Genomic DNA, 14,547 nt, shown 5'->3' on the forward strand with positions numbered 1-14,547 from the left:
CATCGGCCGGGGTGAGGTGTGTGAGCCGGTCACGCACCGCCACCCCGGACGGGCCCGGGACCACAGAGGGGGCGCCAATGGACCGCAACCGAGTCGTGTCGCGCTGCACCACGAGCCCCACCTCACGAACGTGTCCTGGTACGTGTGTTCGATCACAGAAGGTAGCAGCGCGGGCGGGGTCGTGTCCGGCGAACACGGAATATCGAGGACGGCGTCCCCGTCCAGGCTCGGTGCTCCGGGCACACGCACGAGCACGACCGCGAGTTCGCAACCGAGGCGCGTCCATGACCACTCATGCATGGGCAAGGACACTCATGCACACTCAACCGACAACAGTCCCCAACCCCTGTTCTCCGCGGTCCCGGCGCAGGCGGTCGTGGGCGGCACCGAGTCCACCAGTACCTACTCCTTCATGGGTTCGTTCCAGCCCTCCTACCCCGCGCCCCCGCGGGAGGACGGCCACGGCTGCGGCGTCCTACTCCTGGCCCCCCAGTGGGTGCTGACCGCCAGCCACTGCGCCGGCAAGAACCCGACCAACGCGAAGGTGGGGGGTCCCCCAGGACTGGAAGGTCCGGATCGGGTCGCTGGACACCGCGTCCGGCGGCGAGGTGGCCGAGGTCGACCACTACTACCGGTTGGCGACCAACAACGACGAGGGCGGCTTCTGGGGCAGGGACCTCGCCCTGATGCACCTGGCGGACCCGGTCGGGGCCGAACCCGTGCGAATCGCCCGCAGCACCCCGGCGGAGGGCTCACCGGCCCGGCTCCTGGGCTGGGGCATGACCTGCGACGACGGCGAGGACCCGGCGTGCTACCCCGAACGGTTGCACGAGGCCGACACCGTGGTCCAGCCGGTCTCCGCGTGCGGGTCCTCGGGCCCCACCGACGAGCTGTGCATCGGCAGCCGCGACGGCAGTGTCAACGCGGCCAACATGGACTCGGGCGAGCCCGCGCTGGTCCGCGAGGACGGGGAGTGGGCCGTGGCCGGCGTGGTCAGCGGTCCGAGTGGGAACGACGCGCCGGTCTGGTTCACCGACGCCTCCCTGCACACCGAGTGGATCGAGGGCATCATCGACGGCACCGAGGGCAGCTGGAGTCGGAGGGGGCCAAGGTCCTCGAACTGGCCTCCGAGCCCGTGCGCGCGGGCGACCCGCTCACCATGCTCGTTCCCTACACCCGCCTGGAGTGCTCCGCTGAAGCCGTGGTCCCGCACCTGCGCGAGGGCGGCTACGAGCAGGACGACGCGATCCGCTACGCCTCGGACGAGGCCTGCGGTGTCCAGCCGGGCATGTCCGGTTCGACGCTGCTGGCCCCCGACGGCTCCACGGTGGTGGGGGTCCACAACACCCACAACCGGAACGGCGGGGAGTGCACCGACAACAACCCCTGCGAGGTGGACGGGGACGGCGACCTCGCCTTCGAGCAGGGCCGCGCCTACGGCCAGCAGGTCCACATGATCACGAACTGCCTGACCGCCGGGTCCGAACTGGACCTGGTACAGCCGGACTGCACCCTCACCGGGGCCGCGCGCTCCTGAACCACCCGGCCGGATCGAGCGCAGCCGCCGGCGCCGCTTCACGCATCCCCGAAGGCGTCACCGCCGAGCAGGCCGCCGCGCTGCCGATGGCGGCCGAGACGGCGTGGCGCGCGCTCGACGACCTCGGCGTCCAGCCGGGTGATCTCCTGCTCGTCCACGGCGCGGGCACGACCGTGGGTGAGGCGGCGGTGCGCTTCGCGCTGCACCGGGGTATTCGGGTGATCGCCACAGCCGGGCCGACTCGGGCCGCCGCCTTGGAGGAGATCGGCGCCCAGGTGACCGCCTACGGCGAGGGCATGGCCGAACGCGTCAGCGCACTGACCGGAGGCCCCGTCGACCGCGCCTTGGACACGGCGCCGACCGGCGGTCGGATCGACCGTGCCGACCAGCCCAGCCCGGCTGGCGGCTCACTACCGACCTTGATCGAGCTGACCGGGGATCCCGACCGTGTCCTCACCGTCTCGGACTTCGCCGCCGCGGCCGAGCTGGGTGTCCGGATCACCACCGAGATCCGCTACGACCAGATGGACGAGTTCGCCCGGCTCGCTGGCGAAGGCATCTTGGTCGTACCGGTCGCCCGCACCTACACGCTCGACCAGATCCAGAAAGCGGCCGAACTCAGCCAATCCCGCCGCCCCGGCGGCAAGCTCATACTCGTCCTGTGAGCTGTGAGCGCACCGGCGTTGGGGTCGTTTCGACGCGCCGGTCACACGGCTTGGAATGAGCCGCCGTCGATACGGAAGTCCGAGCCGGTGATCCAGGCGGCTTGGTCGGAAACCAGGAAAGTGACCAGGTCGGCGACCTCGGCGGGTTGCCCGGGACGTCCCAGGGGAATGCCGCCGACCCATTTTTCGAGCATCTGCGCAGTGGGGTCGTTGGGGGCGCCGTGGGCGGATTGTGTGAGCAGCGCGGAAATTGCGTCATTGGCGATCAGGCCGGGGGAGATCCTGTTGACCCGGACACCGCGCCCGGCGAATTCGTTGGCCAGTGCTTTGCTGTAGGTCGACAGCGCCGCCTTCGCTGCCTGGTAGGGGGCGTCGGGGCCGATCGGAAGGTAGGCGCCCACCGAGGTGACGTGGATGATCGTGCCGCTGCCTCCTGCGATCATCTCGGGGAGGACCGCGCGGTCCAGACGGACCGAAGGCAGCAGGTTCAGCTGGAGTGTCCGTTCCCAGATGTCGTCCGATGCCGATAGCAGTCCGTCGGGTGGTGGGGTACCGGCACCGACGTTGTTGATCAGTACGTCGACACCGCCGAGCAGATCGGTGGCGGCGGTGACCAGCTCGGCGCAGCCGTCTGCTGTGCTGAGGTCGGCTGAGATGAAGTGCACTGCGGTCGGCAGGTCCCCGGGATCTTTTCTGGCCGTCGCGACGACCGTCGCGCCGGCGGCTGCGAGCCGGGAGGCGACGGCGCGCCCGATTCCTTTGCTGCCACCGGTGACAAGAACGCGGCGCCCGTGCAGGCCGCCCCACTCGTGGGCTGTCGTCATGATCGGTTCGGGCATGCTGTTCCTCTTTCACGAAGGAGGTAGGTAGTGGTCGCGGGTCAGCGATGGAGAATCGTGGATTCGATGATTCGTTTCCCGACACGGGCGGCGATTCCGGCCGGTAACAGCCTGCTGAAGATGAAGGTCTGCAGAGCGTTGCCACCGCCGTCCACCATGGCGGGCCGCCGCCGGCTCAGCGCGGCCAGAGCGGTGCGGGCCACGTCTGCGGGCTGACGTTTGCGCAGTGGCGACGCCGCTGCGTTCATCGGAGTGTCGGTGGGGCCGGGGGCGACGGCCACAACCCGCACGCCAGTGCCAGCGACCTCGGCCCATACGGCCTGGGTGAAGGAGAGTACGAAGGACTTGGACGCGGAGTAGGCGGCCATGTACGGCGTCGGCTGGTAGGCGCCCGTGCTGGAGATGTTGAGCACCGATCCGCGGCCGCGTCGCACCATGCCGGGGAGCAGTCGGGCGGTCAGTTCCGCCAGTGTCCCGACGTTGAGTTCCAGCATCGCGCGCAGCCGCATCGGGTCGGTGTCGGCAAGGGCACCCAGTTGGCTGGCGGCGGCGTTGTTGACCAACATCTCTACCTCGATCCCTGCCTCAGCAAGCTGGTGCGCGAGCAGCCGGGGCGATTCGCGGTCGGCGAGGTCGAGGGGCGCGGTGAGGACATCGACGCCGTACTGAACGCGTAGGCGGGTCGCCGTCGTCTCCAGGAGTTCGGCGGAGCGGGCCACCAGAACGAGATGGGCGCCGTGTCCGGCCAACTGGTCGGCGATCTCGGCTCCGATGCCGGACGTGGCGCCGGTCACGACCGCGGTTCGGCCTTTCATCTGCGGTGCGGTGGTCATGCCGAGAACGCTAAACTGTGACATCAGTGTCAAGGTCAACATCGGAGATGTTCGGAGAAGCGCGGTGCGGATCGGAGAACTCAGCGCGGCCACGGGCGTGAGCAGTCGCTCCCTGCGCTACTACGAGCAACAGGGCCTGCTGCGAAGCCGCCGTACGGCCAACGGCTACCGGGAGTACGAGCCGGACGCGGTAGAACAAGTCGCCTTCATCCAAGACCTGTTCAGCGCGGGCCTGTCCTCGAAGGTCATCCGCGACAGCCTCCCGCTTGCCGGACACACGCGCACGGAAGCGGACTGCTCAGCACTTCTCACTCGTGTCCGCGAGGTTCGTGACGAACTTGCCAGGCAGGAGCTGCGCCTGGCACAACGCCGGAAGACCCTCGACAGTTATCTCGCCGGTGAAGCGACACCCCGCGGCATGCTGGCCGCGTCTCCCCGGCAAGCCGCGGACAGTACGGCGGACTGACAGGCCATTCGTGCGCTGCTCCTGTGGTAGCGCTGTCGCCGAGAGCGCCCTCAAGCCCGGGGAGGCGCATTCTCGCGCCGAGGCCGTGTACTTGACGTCGTCGCGCTCCTGCCGGGCGCGAGCGCGGGACTCGGGGCCGTTGCTCCGCCTTTGTTCATGTCGACCTCTCTCACGGCACCCCACGCATCCCGCCAAGCGCGTCGACATCCAGGCGGAAACGGTTCCTGCTGCACTTCGCGGGCCGGCGCCGACCGGGCCGTCGGCGGGGTCGGGCCGTCGGCCCGGTCAGGGGAGGCGGGTCAGCGCGGCGTCGAGTGCGTCCAGGTACCCGGCGACCGGTCCCAGCGTGAGCACGCCGCTGCCCGCTCCCGCCACCTCCGCCGACGCCGGGGCGAGCGCCTCGCGGGCGCGCCGCATCGTGCCGCGGTCGCCGAGGAGGAGGGCCGCGCGCGCGGTCAGGCACCACAGGGCCTCCTGCAGCAGGTCCGCGGGCGGGTCCGGGACGCGGCGCAGCGCCTCGGCGGCCCGCTCGCGCTGGTCCCGGGCCGACAGCACCAGCGGGCGCGTCCACGGCGCGTAGGGGCCGGGGTCGGCCGTCTCGTCGGTCGGGGCGGGCAGGCCGCGCCGCTCGCGCAGGCACACCAGGGCCAGGTGCGGCAGACCCTCCGCCAGGCCGGGCATGCCGGTCTCGCCCAGGTGGGCGGCGGCCTCCCGGTAGGCGGCCTCGGCCGCGTCGTAGGGCACGCGGTCGTCGCCGGCCAGGCGCATCGCCCCGTACCAGCGCGTGAACACGCTCGCCAGCGGCCGTTCGTGCCGCACGGCCAGGCGGTCCACCTCGGCCGCGTGGGCCTCGGCCCCGGCCGGGTCGTCCAGCGCGGAGCGCGCCTGGAGGCGGACCAGGCGTCCCAGGACCTCGAAGCCCGGCAGACCGTGCCGCGCCGCCAGCTCGACCAGCTCCGCGCCGATCGCGTCGCGCTCGGGCGCACGGCCGGCGCGGTCGAAGCTCTGCATGAACACGCCGTTGAGCGTGAAGGCCAGCAGCGTGGCGTCGCCCAGGCGGCGGGCGATCCGCTCGGCCTCCCTGGCGGCGCGGCGGGCGCGCACGGTGCCGCCGCCGCGCGACTCCAGGGCGATGGTGGCCAGCAGGCGGGCGCGGACCGCCTCGTGGCGGTGCGGGGGCAGGTGGTCCAGCGCGCGCTCGGCGGCGGCCACCACCCGTGCGGCCTGCGCGGGGTCGTCGGAACGGGTCCAGATCGCGGGCACGTCGTAGGCGCCGATGACGCGTGCGGTCAGTTCCGGGTCGCCCGTCTCCTCGGCGGCGGCGATGGCGGCGGTGCGCTGCCGGCGGGCCTCCTCCAGGCCGCCGGCGCCGGTGACCGCGAGCTCGCGCAGCAGTCCGACGGTCGACTCCAGGCGGGCGCGGGACCCGGCGGCCACGGTGCGGTCGAAGGCGGCGCTGGCCCGGGCCCACACGTGTTCGGCCGCGTCGCCGGGTGCGGCGTCGGGGGAGAGGTGGTCGGCGTGGTGGAGCACGTCCTGCTCCAGGCGGCGCAGGCGCGGTCCCGGGTCCACGCCCAGCTGTTCGACCAGGAGCGTGCGCGCTCGGCGCAGCACCGCCAGGGCGTCGCCCTGGCGGCCGGACCGGTACAGGGCCAGCGCGAGCAGGTGCCAGGCGTCCTCGCGCCAGGGGTGCTCGGCGGCGTGCGCGTCCAGGTCGGCGACGGCCTCGGCGGGCCGGCCCAGGTCGATCAGGGACCGGCCGCACTGTTCGACGGCGTGCAGGCGCAGCTCCGCCAGACGGGAGCGCTCGGCCCGGGTCCAGGGCTCGTCGGCGAAGTCGGCGTAGGCGGGTCCGCGCCACCGGCTCAGGGCCCGCCGCAGGCGTTCGAGACGGACCTGGGCGGTCAGCGCGTCGGCGCCGGAGACCTCCCGTTCGAAGCACCAGGCGTCCACGGTGTCCTCGCCGGTGCGCAGGGCGTAGCCGGGCCCCTCGGTCACGAGCAGGCGGGCGGGTGTGCGCGGCGCGCGCCCGGGTTCCAGGGCTCGGCGCAGGGCCGCCACGAAGGTGCGCACCGCCCCGACCGCGCCCGGGGGCGGGTCGTCCCAGAGATCGTCGACGAGGCGTTCCACGGGCACGACCCGCCGGTGGGCCAGCAGGAGCCGGGCCAGGACCGCGCGGTGGCGCGGCCCTTTGAGAGCCACGGGCCCGCCCTCCCCGTCCCAGGCCGCGACCGGCCCCAGGACCCCGAACTCGACCTCCACCGGCCACCTTCCGTCTCGGCCCCTGCCGGGCGTGCTCATCGGATGCTCATCCGCGACGGGCACGCTGTGCGTACCGGTTCGTCGACGAAGGAGAAGAAGAACCATGATGCCTGCCGGATTCGACCACCAGAGCGTCCGTGTCGCCGACGGGGTGTCGCTGCACGCGGCCGTGGGCGGGACGGGGCGCCCGATCGTGCTGCTGCACGGCTTCCCCCAGACCCACCTGATGTGGCGGCACGTCGCCGCCGACCTGGCCGCCGACCACACCGTGATCTGTCCCGACCTGCGCGGCTACGGCGCCAGCGACAAACCGGCCGAGGACGGTGCCGACACCTACTCCAAGCGCACCATGGCCGCCGACGTCGTCGCCCTGGCCCGCGAGCTGGGCCACGAGTGCTTCGCCCTGGCCGGCCACGATCGCGGCGCCCTGGTGGCCCTGCGCGCCGGGCTCGACCACCCCGCGGCCGTCACCCACCTGGCCTGCCTCGACGTCCTGCCGACCCTGGACATGTGGGACGTGCTGCACGGCGCGGACGCCGCGGTGGCCTTCCACCTGTACCTCATGGCGCAGCCGCCGGGGCTGCCCGAGCGGATGATCGCCGCCGAGCCCGACGCCTTCTTCGGCCACTTCCTCGACCTGTGGGCGGGTGAGGCGGGGGCGATCCCCGACGACGTCCGTGCCGCCTATCTGGAGGCCTGCCGTGCCGCGGTGCCCTCGATCGTGGCCGACTACCGTGCCTCGGCCGGCGTGGACGTGGACCACGACCGTGCCGACCGCGACGCCGGCCGCCGTCTGCAGATGCCGGTGAGCGTGCTCCAGCAGGACTGGGGCGCCGCGCTGGGCTACGACGCGGAGGCGGTGTGGTCGCGGTGGGCGGCGGACCTGTCGCACTCGACCGTGACCAGCGGCCACTTCATGGCGGAGGAGGACCCGGCCGGGGTGGTCAAGGCCCTGCGCGAGCTGCTGGCCCGCTGAACCGCGGGCCCGCGGCGGCGCCCCCTTCGTCGAGCTGATCGAGGGCCCCAGGACACCCAGTGGGACGCGCACGTGGGACGCGGGCGGCGCCCGGCGCGGAAGGAGGGCGTCTCGGGCCCGGGGCACGGCCCTGGGCCCGAGACGTCAGGCGGTACGGCGTATCGGCCGGCCGGTGCTCACCACAGGTGGTGGACCTGGGGGCGGATGAGCTCGTCGTAGACCTCGCGCACACGGGCGAGGGTCGCCTCGTCCAGCGGCGGCAGCTGCTCCGCGGCCGCGTTGCCGTGGGCCTGGGCGGCGTTGCGGGCCCCGGGGATGACCACGCTGACGCCCTCCTGGTCCAGGATCCAGCGCAGCGCGAACTGGGCCATGGTGGCGCCCTCGGGCACCAGGGGACGCAGCCGCTCGACGGCGGTGAGACCAGTGGCGAAATCGACGCCGGAGAAGGTCTCGCCCTTGTCGAAGGCCTCGCCCTGGCGGTTGAAGGTGCGGTGGTCGTCGTCGCCGAACGTGGTGTCCCGGGTGTAGCGGCCGGTCAGCAGTCCGCTGGCCAGGGGCACGCGCGCGATGATGCCCACGCCGGCCTCGCGGGCGGCGGGCAGGACCCGCTCCAGGGGCTTGTGGCGGAAGGCGTTGAGGATGATCTGGACGGTGGCCACGTTGGGGCGGGCGATGGCGGCGAGCGCCTCCTCGCACGTCTCCACCGAGACCCCGTAGGCCTTCATCCGGCCCTCCTCGACCATGCCGTCGAGGTCGTCGAAGACGGCGTCGGTGGCGATGACGGCCGCGGGCGGGCAGTGCAGCTGGACGAGGTCGATGGTGTCCACACCGAGGTTGCGGCGGGAGTCGTCGTTCCAGGCACGGAAGTTGCCGGGGTTGTAGTTCCCGGTCTCCTGGGGCAGGCGTCGGCCCATCTTCGTGGCCACGGTCAGGTGCGGGTACTCCTTGAGGAGCCGCCCGACGAGCTGTTCGCTGCGCCCGTCACCGTAGACGTCGGCGGTGTCGACGAAGGTCACGCCGTCCGCCACCGCGGCGTGCAGGGCGGCCATGGCGTCGTTCTCGCTGACCTCGCCCCAGGCTGATCCGATCTGCCAGGCGCCGAAGCCGACGGCGCCGACGGGCGTGTGTGTACGGCCGAGTTCGCGTGTCTCCATGACCGATGATCCTACGCCTGGTGGGAGCGCTCCACCGCCACCGGGCCCGTCCCCGGGCGCGGGCCGCAACGCTCGCGGTACGCCGCCGGACCCACCCCGGTGTGCGCCCGCACGGTGGCGCGCGGCCACGCCGGCGGGGTCGTGCCGGACCTCTGTACGCTCGCGGCATGGACTACTTCGCGGGCGATCCGCGCACCAACCGGGAGCGTATGCTCGCCGGCGACCCCTACATCGCCGACGACCCGGAGATCACCGAGCGCCAACGGCGCGCGGTGCGGTTGGCGGCCGACTACCACCGGGCCGTGGTCGCCGGGCAGCAGGAGGCCGCGCGTCCGCTCCTGGCCGAGCTGCTCGGGCACCTGGGCGAGGGTGTCGAGGTGCGGCCGCCGCTGTACGTCGACTACGGGGAGCACCTCTCCATCGGCGACCGGACCTTCGTCAACTACAACCTGACCGCGCTGGACGTCGCGCCCATCACCATCGGCGCGGACTGCCAGATCGGTCCGAACGTGCAGCTGCTGACGCCGACGCACCCGCTCGACCCCGAGGCCCGCAGGGCCAAGCTGGAGGCGGCCCTGCCCATCACGGTCGGAGACAACGTCTGGATCGGCGGCGGGGCGATCCTCCTGCCGGGCGTGTCCGTGGGGGACGACTCCGTGATCGGGGCGGGCGCGGTCGTCACCAGGGACGTTCCGGCCGGCGTCGTCGCGGTGGGCAACCCGGCGCGCGTGCTCCGCCACCTCTGACGGCTCAGCGCCCGGCCCCGCCGATCCGCTTCTCCACACCGTCGAGCAGGGCCTCCAGACCGAAGCGGAAGGTCTCCCACGCCTCCTGCTCGAGGTAGGGCTCGCTCTCGTTCTCGTTGCTGAACGCCCCGCTCTCGGCCATCCGGGACAGCACGGGGAACCGCTCGCCGAAGTCGGGCACGACCTCCTCCAGCTGGCCGGCGCGCCCGTGCCACCACTCGTCCTCGGGCTGACCCGTGACGATCGGGGCCTGACGGGACTCCGCGGCCGTCTGCACGAAGCCGCGGACCATCGTGAACAGGCTGCCGAAGGTGCTGCGGATCTGGTCGGGCGCCAGGCCCGCCCGCTCCAGCACGGCGGCCATCGACTCGAAGATCCGGTACTCGTTGGGGCCCAGGACCGGGCGGGCCTGGGAGACCTCCAGCGTCCAGGGGTGGCGCAGGTAGAAGTTCCACAGGCGCTGCGCCCAGGCCGTGGTGGCCTCGCGCCAGGGGAGGGCCTCGGTCTGCTCGGCGGCGTCGGCCAGCTCACCGAAGGCCTGGTCGTACATCAGCTCGACGAGTTCGTTCTTGCTGGCCACGTAGGTGTACAGCGACATCGCGGTGCGGCCCAGCCGTTCGCCGACGGCCTTCATCGACAGCGCGCCCATGCCCTGCTCGTCGGCGACCGCGATCGCGGTGTCCACCACCAGGTCGACGCTCAGTTCGGGCTTGGGCCCCGGGGCGGTCCGCTCGCGCGACTCCTGGGACGAGCGCCACAGCAGGGCCATGGAGCGGCGGACGTCACTCTGTCCGGCATAGATGACCACTTGCATCTCCTTAGTGTATAAACTAACGTTCGCAGGCCGTCAGTTTACCGCATAAGGATTTCCGAGGAGCAGAGTGCCTTCCGAACCCATCACCATGGCGGACACCCACGACACCATCCAGGTCAGAGGGGCCAGGGAGAACAACCTCGCCGACGTGTCACTGGACATCCCCAAACGGCGGCTGAGCGTCTTCACCGGTCTCTCCGGTTCCGGGAAGTCCTCGCTCGTCTTCGGCACCATCGCCGCCGAGTCGCAGCGGCTCATCAACGAGACCTACAGCACCTTCGTGCAGGGCTTCATGCCCAGCCTGGGACGGCCGGACGTGGACGGCCTGCGCAACCTGAGCGCGGCCATCATCGTCGACCAGGAGCGGATGGGCGCCAACTCCCGCTCCACGGTCGGAACCGCCACCGACGCCGCGGCCATGCTGCGCATCGTCTTCAGCCGCGCCGGGACCCCGCGCCTGGAGCCCTCCAGCGTGTTCAGCTTCAACAGCTCCGAGGGCATGTGCCCCGAGTGCGAGGGACTGGGCCGCACCAACCAGATCGACCTGGAGGAGCTCTTCGACCGCGACCTGTCACTGAACGAGGGCGCCATCAACGTGCCCGGCTTCGCCGTCGGCAACTGGTACTGGCAGGTCATGGCCGACTCCGGGCTGTTGGACGCCGACCGCAAGCTGCGCGACTACACCCCCGAGGAGTGGGAGACCTTCCTGCACCGGCCCGCCACCAAGGTCAAGGTCGGCAACCACTCCTTCAACTACGAGGGCCTCGTGGTCAAGGTGCGCCGCACCATCCTGTCCAAGGACCGCGACGCCATGCAGGCCCACATGCGCGCGTACGTGGACCGGGCCGTGACCTTCTCCACCTGCCCCGAGTGCGAGGGCTCGCGCCTGAACGCCGGGGCCCGGTCGGTCAAGGTCCAGGAGCGCACCATCGCCGAGTGCTCGTCCATGCAGATCAACGACCTCGCCGGGTTCGTCCGCTCCATCGACGAGCCCTCCGTCAAGCCGCTCGTGGACAACCTCGGCCACACCCTGGACTCGCTGGTGGAGGTGGGTCTGGGCTACCTGAGCCTGGACCGCGAGTCGGGCACGCTCTCCGGCGGTGAGGCGCAGCGCGTCAAGATGGTCCGCCACCTGGGCTCCAGCCTGAGCGACGTCACCTACGTCTTCGACGAGCCCACCGTGGGCCTGCACCCGCACGACATCGAGCGGATGAACAACCTGCTGCTGAGCCTGCGCGACAACGGCAACACCGTCCTGGTCGTGGAGCACAAGCCCGAGACCATCGCCATCGCCGACCACGTCGTGGACCTGGGCCCGGGCGCGGGCCCCGACGGCGGTCGCGTCATGTACACCGGCGACGTGGCGGGACTGCGCGAGTCGGGCACGCTCACCGGCCGCCACCTGGACCACCGGGTCACCCTGCGACCGCGCGTCCGCGCGCCCCGGGGCGCCATCCCCATCCGCGACGCGAACACCCACAACCTGCGCGACGTCGCCGTCGACGTGCCGCTGGGGGTGCTCACCGTCGTCACGGGCGTGGCCGGTTCGGGCAAGAGCTCCCTCATCCACGGGGCGCTGCCCGGCCGCGACGACGTGGTGGTCGTCGACCAGTCGCCGATCCGCGGCTCGCGCCGCTCCAACCCGGCCACCTACACCGGCCTGCTCGACCCCATCCGCACGGCCTTCGCCCGCGCCAACAACGTCAAGGCCTCGCTGTTCAGCGCCAACTCCGAGGGAGCCTGCCCCGAGTGCAAGGGCGCCGGCGTCATCTACACCGACCTGGCGATGATGGCGGGCGTGGCGTCCACGTGTGAGAAGTGCCAGGGGCGCCGGTTCCGCGACGAGGTGCTCACCCACGAGCTGCGCGGCCGCAACATCAGCCAGGTGCTGGCGATGTCGGTGGAGGAGGCGCGCGACTTCTTCCCCGGCGGGAACGCCCGGGCCATCCTCAACCGGCTCCACGACGTGGGTCTGGGCTACCTCGGGCTGGGCCAGCCGCTGACCACGCTCTCCGGCGGTGAGCGCCAGCGCCTCAAGCTCGCGATCAGCATGGCCCGCGAGGCGGCGGTCTACGTCATGGACGAGCCCACGACCGGACTGCACCTGGCCGACGTGGACCGGCTCCTGGCACTGCTGGACCGGTTGGTCGACGACGGCAACACGGTCGTGGTGATCGAGCACCACCAGGCCGTGATGGCGCACGCCGACCACATCATCGACCTCGGTCCCGGTGCCGGGCACGACGGCGGGCACGTGGTCTTCGAGGGCACGCCCGCGGACCTGGTGGCGGGCGGGGACACGCTCACCGCCCGCCACCTGCGCGCCTACCTGGGGATGTAGGCGACCGGCCGGGTCAGCTCGGGTCCTGTTCCAGCAGGGCCTTGAGCCGGCCCAGCCGCTCCCGCCACAGCGCCTTGGACCGGGCGGCCTCGTCGGCGTCGGCCAGGCGCGAGTGCTCCACGGCGACCACGGTCTTGGCCTCGCCCCTGGCCGTGAACTCGAAGGCCAACCGGGTGTCGGCGTCGAAGTCGGCGCGCAGCCGCTTGGGCGCGTTGGCCGTGCGCACCGACAGCGCGTGGTCCTCCAGCCAGCGCTCGCGCCCGGCCTCCTCGGCCACGGCCGCGAAGGCCCGTGCGGCGGCGACGTCGATGGTCTTGCTCGCGCTGCAGGCGAACCCGTCCTTCTTCTGGCCGGGCACGCGCAGTCCGCGCGCCTGCTCGTAGGCCACCGTGACGGTCTGGGCCCACCAGCCGCCCATCCCGTGCTCCTGGACCAGCCACGCGGCCATCTCGGTGTGGGTGCGGCCGGTGGCGCCCCAGGCGTCGAGCAGGTCGAACCACTGGCCGTAGTCGCGCCCGGAGGCGCGGTGCAGGGCCTCGTCGGAGACGCGGCTGCTGATCGCGGCGGTGGTCGGTCGTGTGGGGGCCGCGTGGTCGGCCGGGCTCTCGGCCGCGGGCTCGGGCGGTGCCTCGTGCGAGGTCTCGGCCGACGCCGCGGGTTCCGAAGCGGGGGCCTCCCCGTCGCGGCCGACGAGGTGCGAACGCGCAGCGGTGTAGCTCTCCCCGGTCTTGTCCATCCGGGTGCGCACGCGCTGCTTGAAGGACTTGTGCCTGGTCATGACGGCTCCTCGGCGACAGCGACGAAAGCCCACGCCTTCCCCGCCCGCCGGTGGGCACCGCATGCCGGCGTCCCGAGGACTTCAGGTCCCCTTTGCCCCCGTCAGGGCCGACGGCGTGGGCGCCGAAGCCGGGGGTTGGGCGCGGGACCGCACCGCCACCAGCTTACTCCGTTGCCGCCCGGGGCTCCAGCCCCGTCGCGGTTCAGCCCAGCAGGGCCGCCCCCGCGCACCAGCCCAGCGCCGCGGCGGCGAGCCCCGCGACCACGGTCAGCGCCACGTAGAGCACCGCGCGGGCGCGGGCCCCGGACTCGGCCAGGAGCAGGGTCTCGTAGCCGAGTGTGCTGAAGGTGGTCAGCGCCCCGCAGAAGCCGGTCCCCAGGGCGGCGGTCGCCGCCCCCGGCAGGGCGCCCGAGGCCGCCGCGGCCAGTACGAGGCCGAGGATCAGCGAGCCGGTGGTGTTGACCGTGAACGTGCCCCACGGCAGGGCCGCAGGGCCGAGGGACTGGACGAACCGGTCGACGAGGAACCGGCTCACGGCGCCCAGCGCCGATCCCGCCGCCACGGCGACCGCGACCAGGCTCACGCTCGCGCTCCCCGGTTCCGGTCGGTCAGGGCGCGAGTGAGCGCGGCGCCCGCCCACACGGCCGCGAGGGCGCCGACCAGCGTGGCCGCCAGGTAGGCGAGCGCCGTGCCGGAGGCTCCGGCCCCGGCCAGGCCGAGGGTGTCCGCGGCGTAGGTCGAGAAGGTCGTGAAGCCGCCCAGGACGCCCACGCCCAGGAAGGGGCGCACGAGCCGGTGCGGACGCGCCGCCCGGGCGACGAGCACCACCAGGACGCCCATGGCGAAGGACCCCGCGATGTTCGAGGTGAGCGTGGCCCAGGGGAAGGCCGAGCCGCCGTGGGGCACCAGGAGCAGCAGGGCGTAGCGGGCGCTGCCGCCCAGGGCGCCGCCAGCGCCGATGGCCAGCAGGGTCGCGCCGGTTTCGCGCAGGGGCGGACGGTCTCCCACGGCGGGCTCCCTCCCGGTCGCGTACGGGCCGCGGGGGCACGGCCGAGGTCGGCTAACAGGATCCCACCGGCACGCCGACCCGCGGGGGCGACCCCCCGTCGGAGGCGGGGACGTCTCAGGGGCGCCTC

15 protein-coding genes and 2 pseudogenes are annotated in these 14,547 nt (G+C 72.6%); 8 read left to right on the forward strand and 9 right to left on the reverse strand.

Translation table 11 applies throughout. The annotated features are described in order from the left end of the window. Positions 1-298: 298 nt before the first annotated feature. The 3 genes and pseudogenes from DFP74_RS34965 to DFP74_RS34605 all read left to right on the forward strand — a co-directional run. A pseudogene (locus tag DFP74_RS34965) lies at positions 299-520 on the forward strand (trypsin-like serine protease); the annotation flags it as partial. Between the two features lie 88 nt (positions 521-608). After that, a pseudogene (locus tag DFP74_RS34600) lies at positions 609-998 on the forward strand (S1 family peptidase); the annotation flags it as partial. Between the two features lie 56 nt (positions 999-1,054). Beyond that, complete coding sequence (locus DFP74_RS34605; protein ID WP_233571432.1) at positions 1,055-1,537, forward strand: hypothetical protein; 483 nt, start codon at positions 1,055-1,057, stop codon at positions 1,535-1,537. A gap of 38 nt (positions 1,538-1,575) precedes the next feature. Here the strand turns inward: DFP74_RS34605 and DFP74_RS33990 are convergent, their stop codons facing one another. Then, entirely contained in the window at positions 1,576-1,743 is a 168-nt protein-coding gene (locus DFP74_RS33990) for a hypothetical protein (protein WP_199725746.1), read from the reverse strand. 12 nt (positions 1,744-1,755) lie between these two features. Here DFP74_RS33990 and DFP74_RS22035 point away from each other — a divergent pair, with 12 nt between their 5' ends. Continuing rightward, positions 1,756-2,202, forward strand: coding sequence for a zinc-binding dehydrogenase (locus DFP74_RS22035; protein ID WP_199725747.1), 447 nt, complete (start codon positions 1,756-1,758; stop codon positions 2,200-2,202). Between the two features lie 41 nt (positions 2,203-2,243). On the opposite strand, the gene DFP74_RS22040 is transcribed toward DFP74_RS22035, so the two are convergent. Continuing rightward, positions 2,244-3,041 (reverse strand): SDR family oxidoreductase, encoded by a 798-nt coding sequence (locus tag DFP74_RS22040; protein ID WP_199725748.1) that lies wholly within the window; start codon positions 3,039-3,041, stop codon positions 2,244-2,246. A 41-nt stretch (positions 3,042-3,082) separates the two neighbouring features. After that, the gene (locus DFP74_RS22045; protein WP_121188434.1) at positions 3,083-3,874 is read right to left on the reverse strand and encodes an SDR family oxidoreductase; all 792 of its coding nucleotides are present in this window, start codon (positions 3,872-3,874) and stop codon (positions 3,083-3,085) included. A 64-nt stretch (positions 3,875-3,938) separates the two neighbouring features. Here DFP74_RS22045 and DFP74_RS22050 point away from each other — a divergent pair, with 64 nt between their 5' ends. Next, entirely contained in the window at positions 3,939-4,340 is a 402-nt protein-coding gene (locus DFP74_RS22050; protein WP_121184308.1) for a MerR family transcriptional regulator, read from the forward strand. A gap of 285 nt (positions 4,341-4,625) precedes the next feature. Here the strand turns inward: DFP74_RS22050 and DFP74_RS22055 are convergent, their stop codons facing one another. Next, complete coding sequence (locus DFP74_RS22055; protein WP_121184310.1) at positions 4,626-6,602, reverse strand: BTAD domain-containing putative transcriptional regulator; 1,977 nt, start codon at positions 6,600-6,602, stop codon at positions 4,626-4,628. A 103-nt stretch (positions 6,603-6,705) separates the two neighbouring features. On the opposite strand from DFP74_RS22055, the gene DFP74_RS22060 reads away from it, so the two are divergent. Next, positions 6,706-7,578 carry an alpha/beta fold hydrolase gene (locus DFP74_RS22060; RefSeq protein ID WP_121184312.1) on the forward strand — a complete coding sequence of 291 codons (873 nt, stop codon included), beginning with the start codon at positions 6,706-6,708 and terminating at the stop codon, positions 7,576-7,578. 176 nt (positions 7,579-7,754) lie between these two features. On the opposite strand, the gene DFP74_RS22065 is transcribed toward DFP74_RS22060, so the two are convergent. Further along, entirely contained in the window at positions 7,755-8,732 is a 978-nt protein-coding gene (locus DFP74_RS22065) for an aldo/keto reductase (protein ID WP_121184314.1), read from the reverse strand. 167 nt (positions 8,733-8,899) lie between these two features. On the opposite strand from DFP74_RS22065, the gene DFP74_RS22070 reads away from it, so the two are divergent. Further along, positions 8,900-9,478 carry a sugar O-acetyltransferase gene (locus DFP74_RS22070; protein ID WP_121184316.1) on the forward strand — a complete coding sequence of 193 codons (579 nt, stop codon included), beginning with the start codon at positions 8,900-8,902 and terminating at the stop codon, positions 9,476-9,478. 4 nt (positions 9,479-9,482) lie between these two features. Here the strand turns inward: DFP74_RS22070 and DFP74_RS22075 are convergent, their stop codons facing one another. Then, positions 9,483-10,286 (reverse strand): TetR/AcrR family transcriptional regulator, encoded by an 804-nt coding sequence (locus DFP74_RS22075; protein WP_121184318.1) that lies wholly within the window; start codon positions 10,284-10,286, stop codon positions 9,483-9,485. 73 nt (positions 10,287-10,359) lie between these two features. Between DFP74_RS22075 and DFP74_RS22080 the strand changes: the two genes are divergently transcribed. After that, positions 10,360-12,633 carry an excinuclease ABC subunit UvrA gene (locus DFP74_RS22080; RefSeq protein WP_199725750.1) on the forward strand — a complete coding sequence of 758 codons (2,274 nt, stop codon included), beginning with the start codon at positions 10,360-10,362 and terminating at the stop codon, positions 12,631-12,633. 13 nt (positions 12,634-12,646) lie between these two features. Here the strand turns inward: DFP74_RS22080 and DFP74_RS22085 are convergent, their stop codons facing one another. The 3 genes from DFP74_RS22085 to DFP74_RS22095 form a co-directional block, all read right to left on the reverse strand. Continuing rightward, complete coding sequence (locus tag DFP74_RS22085; RefSeq protein ID WP_121184320.1) at positions 12,647-13,411, reverse strand: DUF4287 domain-containing protein; 765 nt, start codon at positions 13,409-13,411, stop codon at positions 12,647-12,649. 202 nt (positions 13,412-13,613) lie between these two features. Then, a complete protein-coding gene (gene crcB, locus DFP74_RS22090) occupies positions 13,614-13,994 on the reverse strand; it encodes a fluoride efflux transporter CrcB (RefSeq protein ID WP_370013418.1) in 381 nt (126 codons plus the stop codon). After that, on the reverse strand, positions 13,991-14,419 hold the full coding sequence (locus tag DFP74_RS22095) for a CrcB family protein (RefSeq protein WP_121184322.1): 429 nt from the start codon (positions 14,417-14,419) through the stop codon (positions 13,991-13,993). The genes crcB and DFP74_RS22095 overlap by 4 nt, the downstream gene beginning before the upstream one ends. Positions 14,420-14,547 lie beyond the last annotated feature (128 nt).

The organism is Nocardiopsis sp. Huas11 (assembly GCF_003634495.1).
Taxonomy (GTDB): domain Bacteria; phylum Actinomycetota; class Actinomycetes; order Streptosporangiales; family Streptosporangiaceae; genus Nocardiopsis.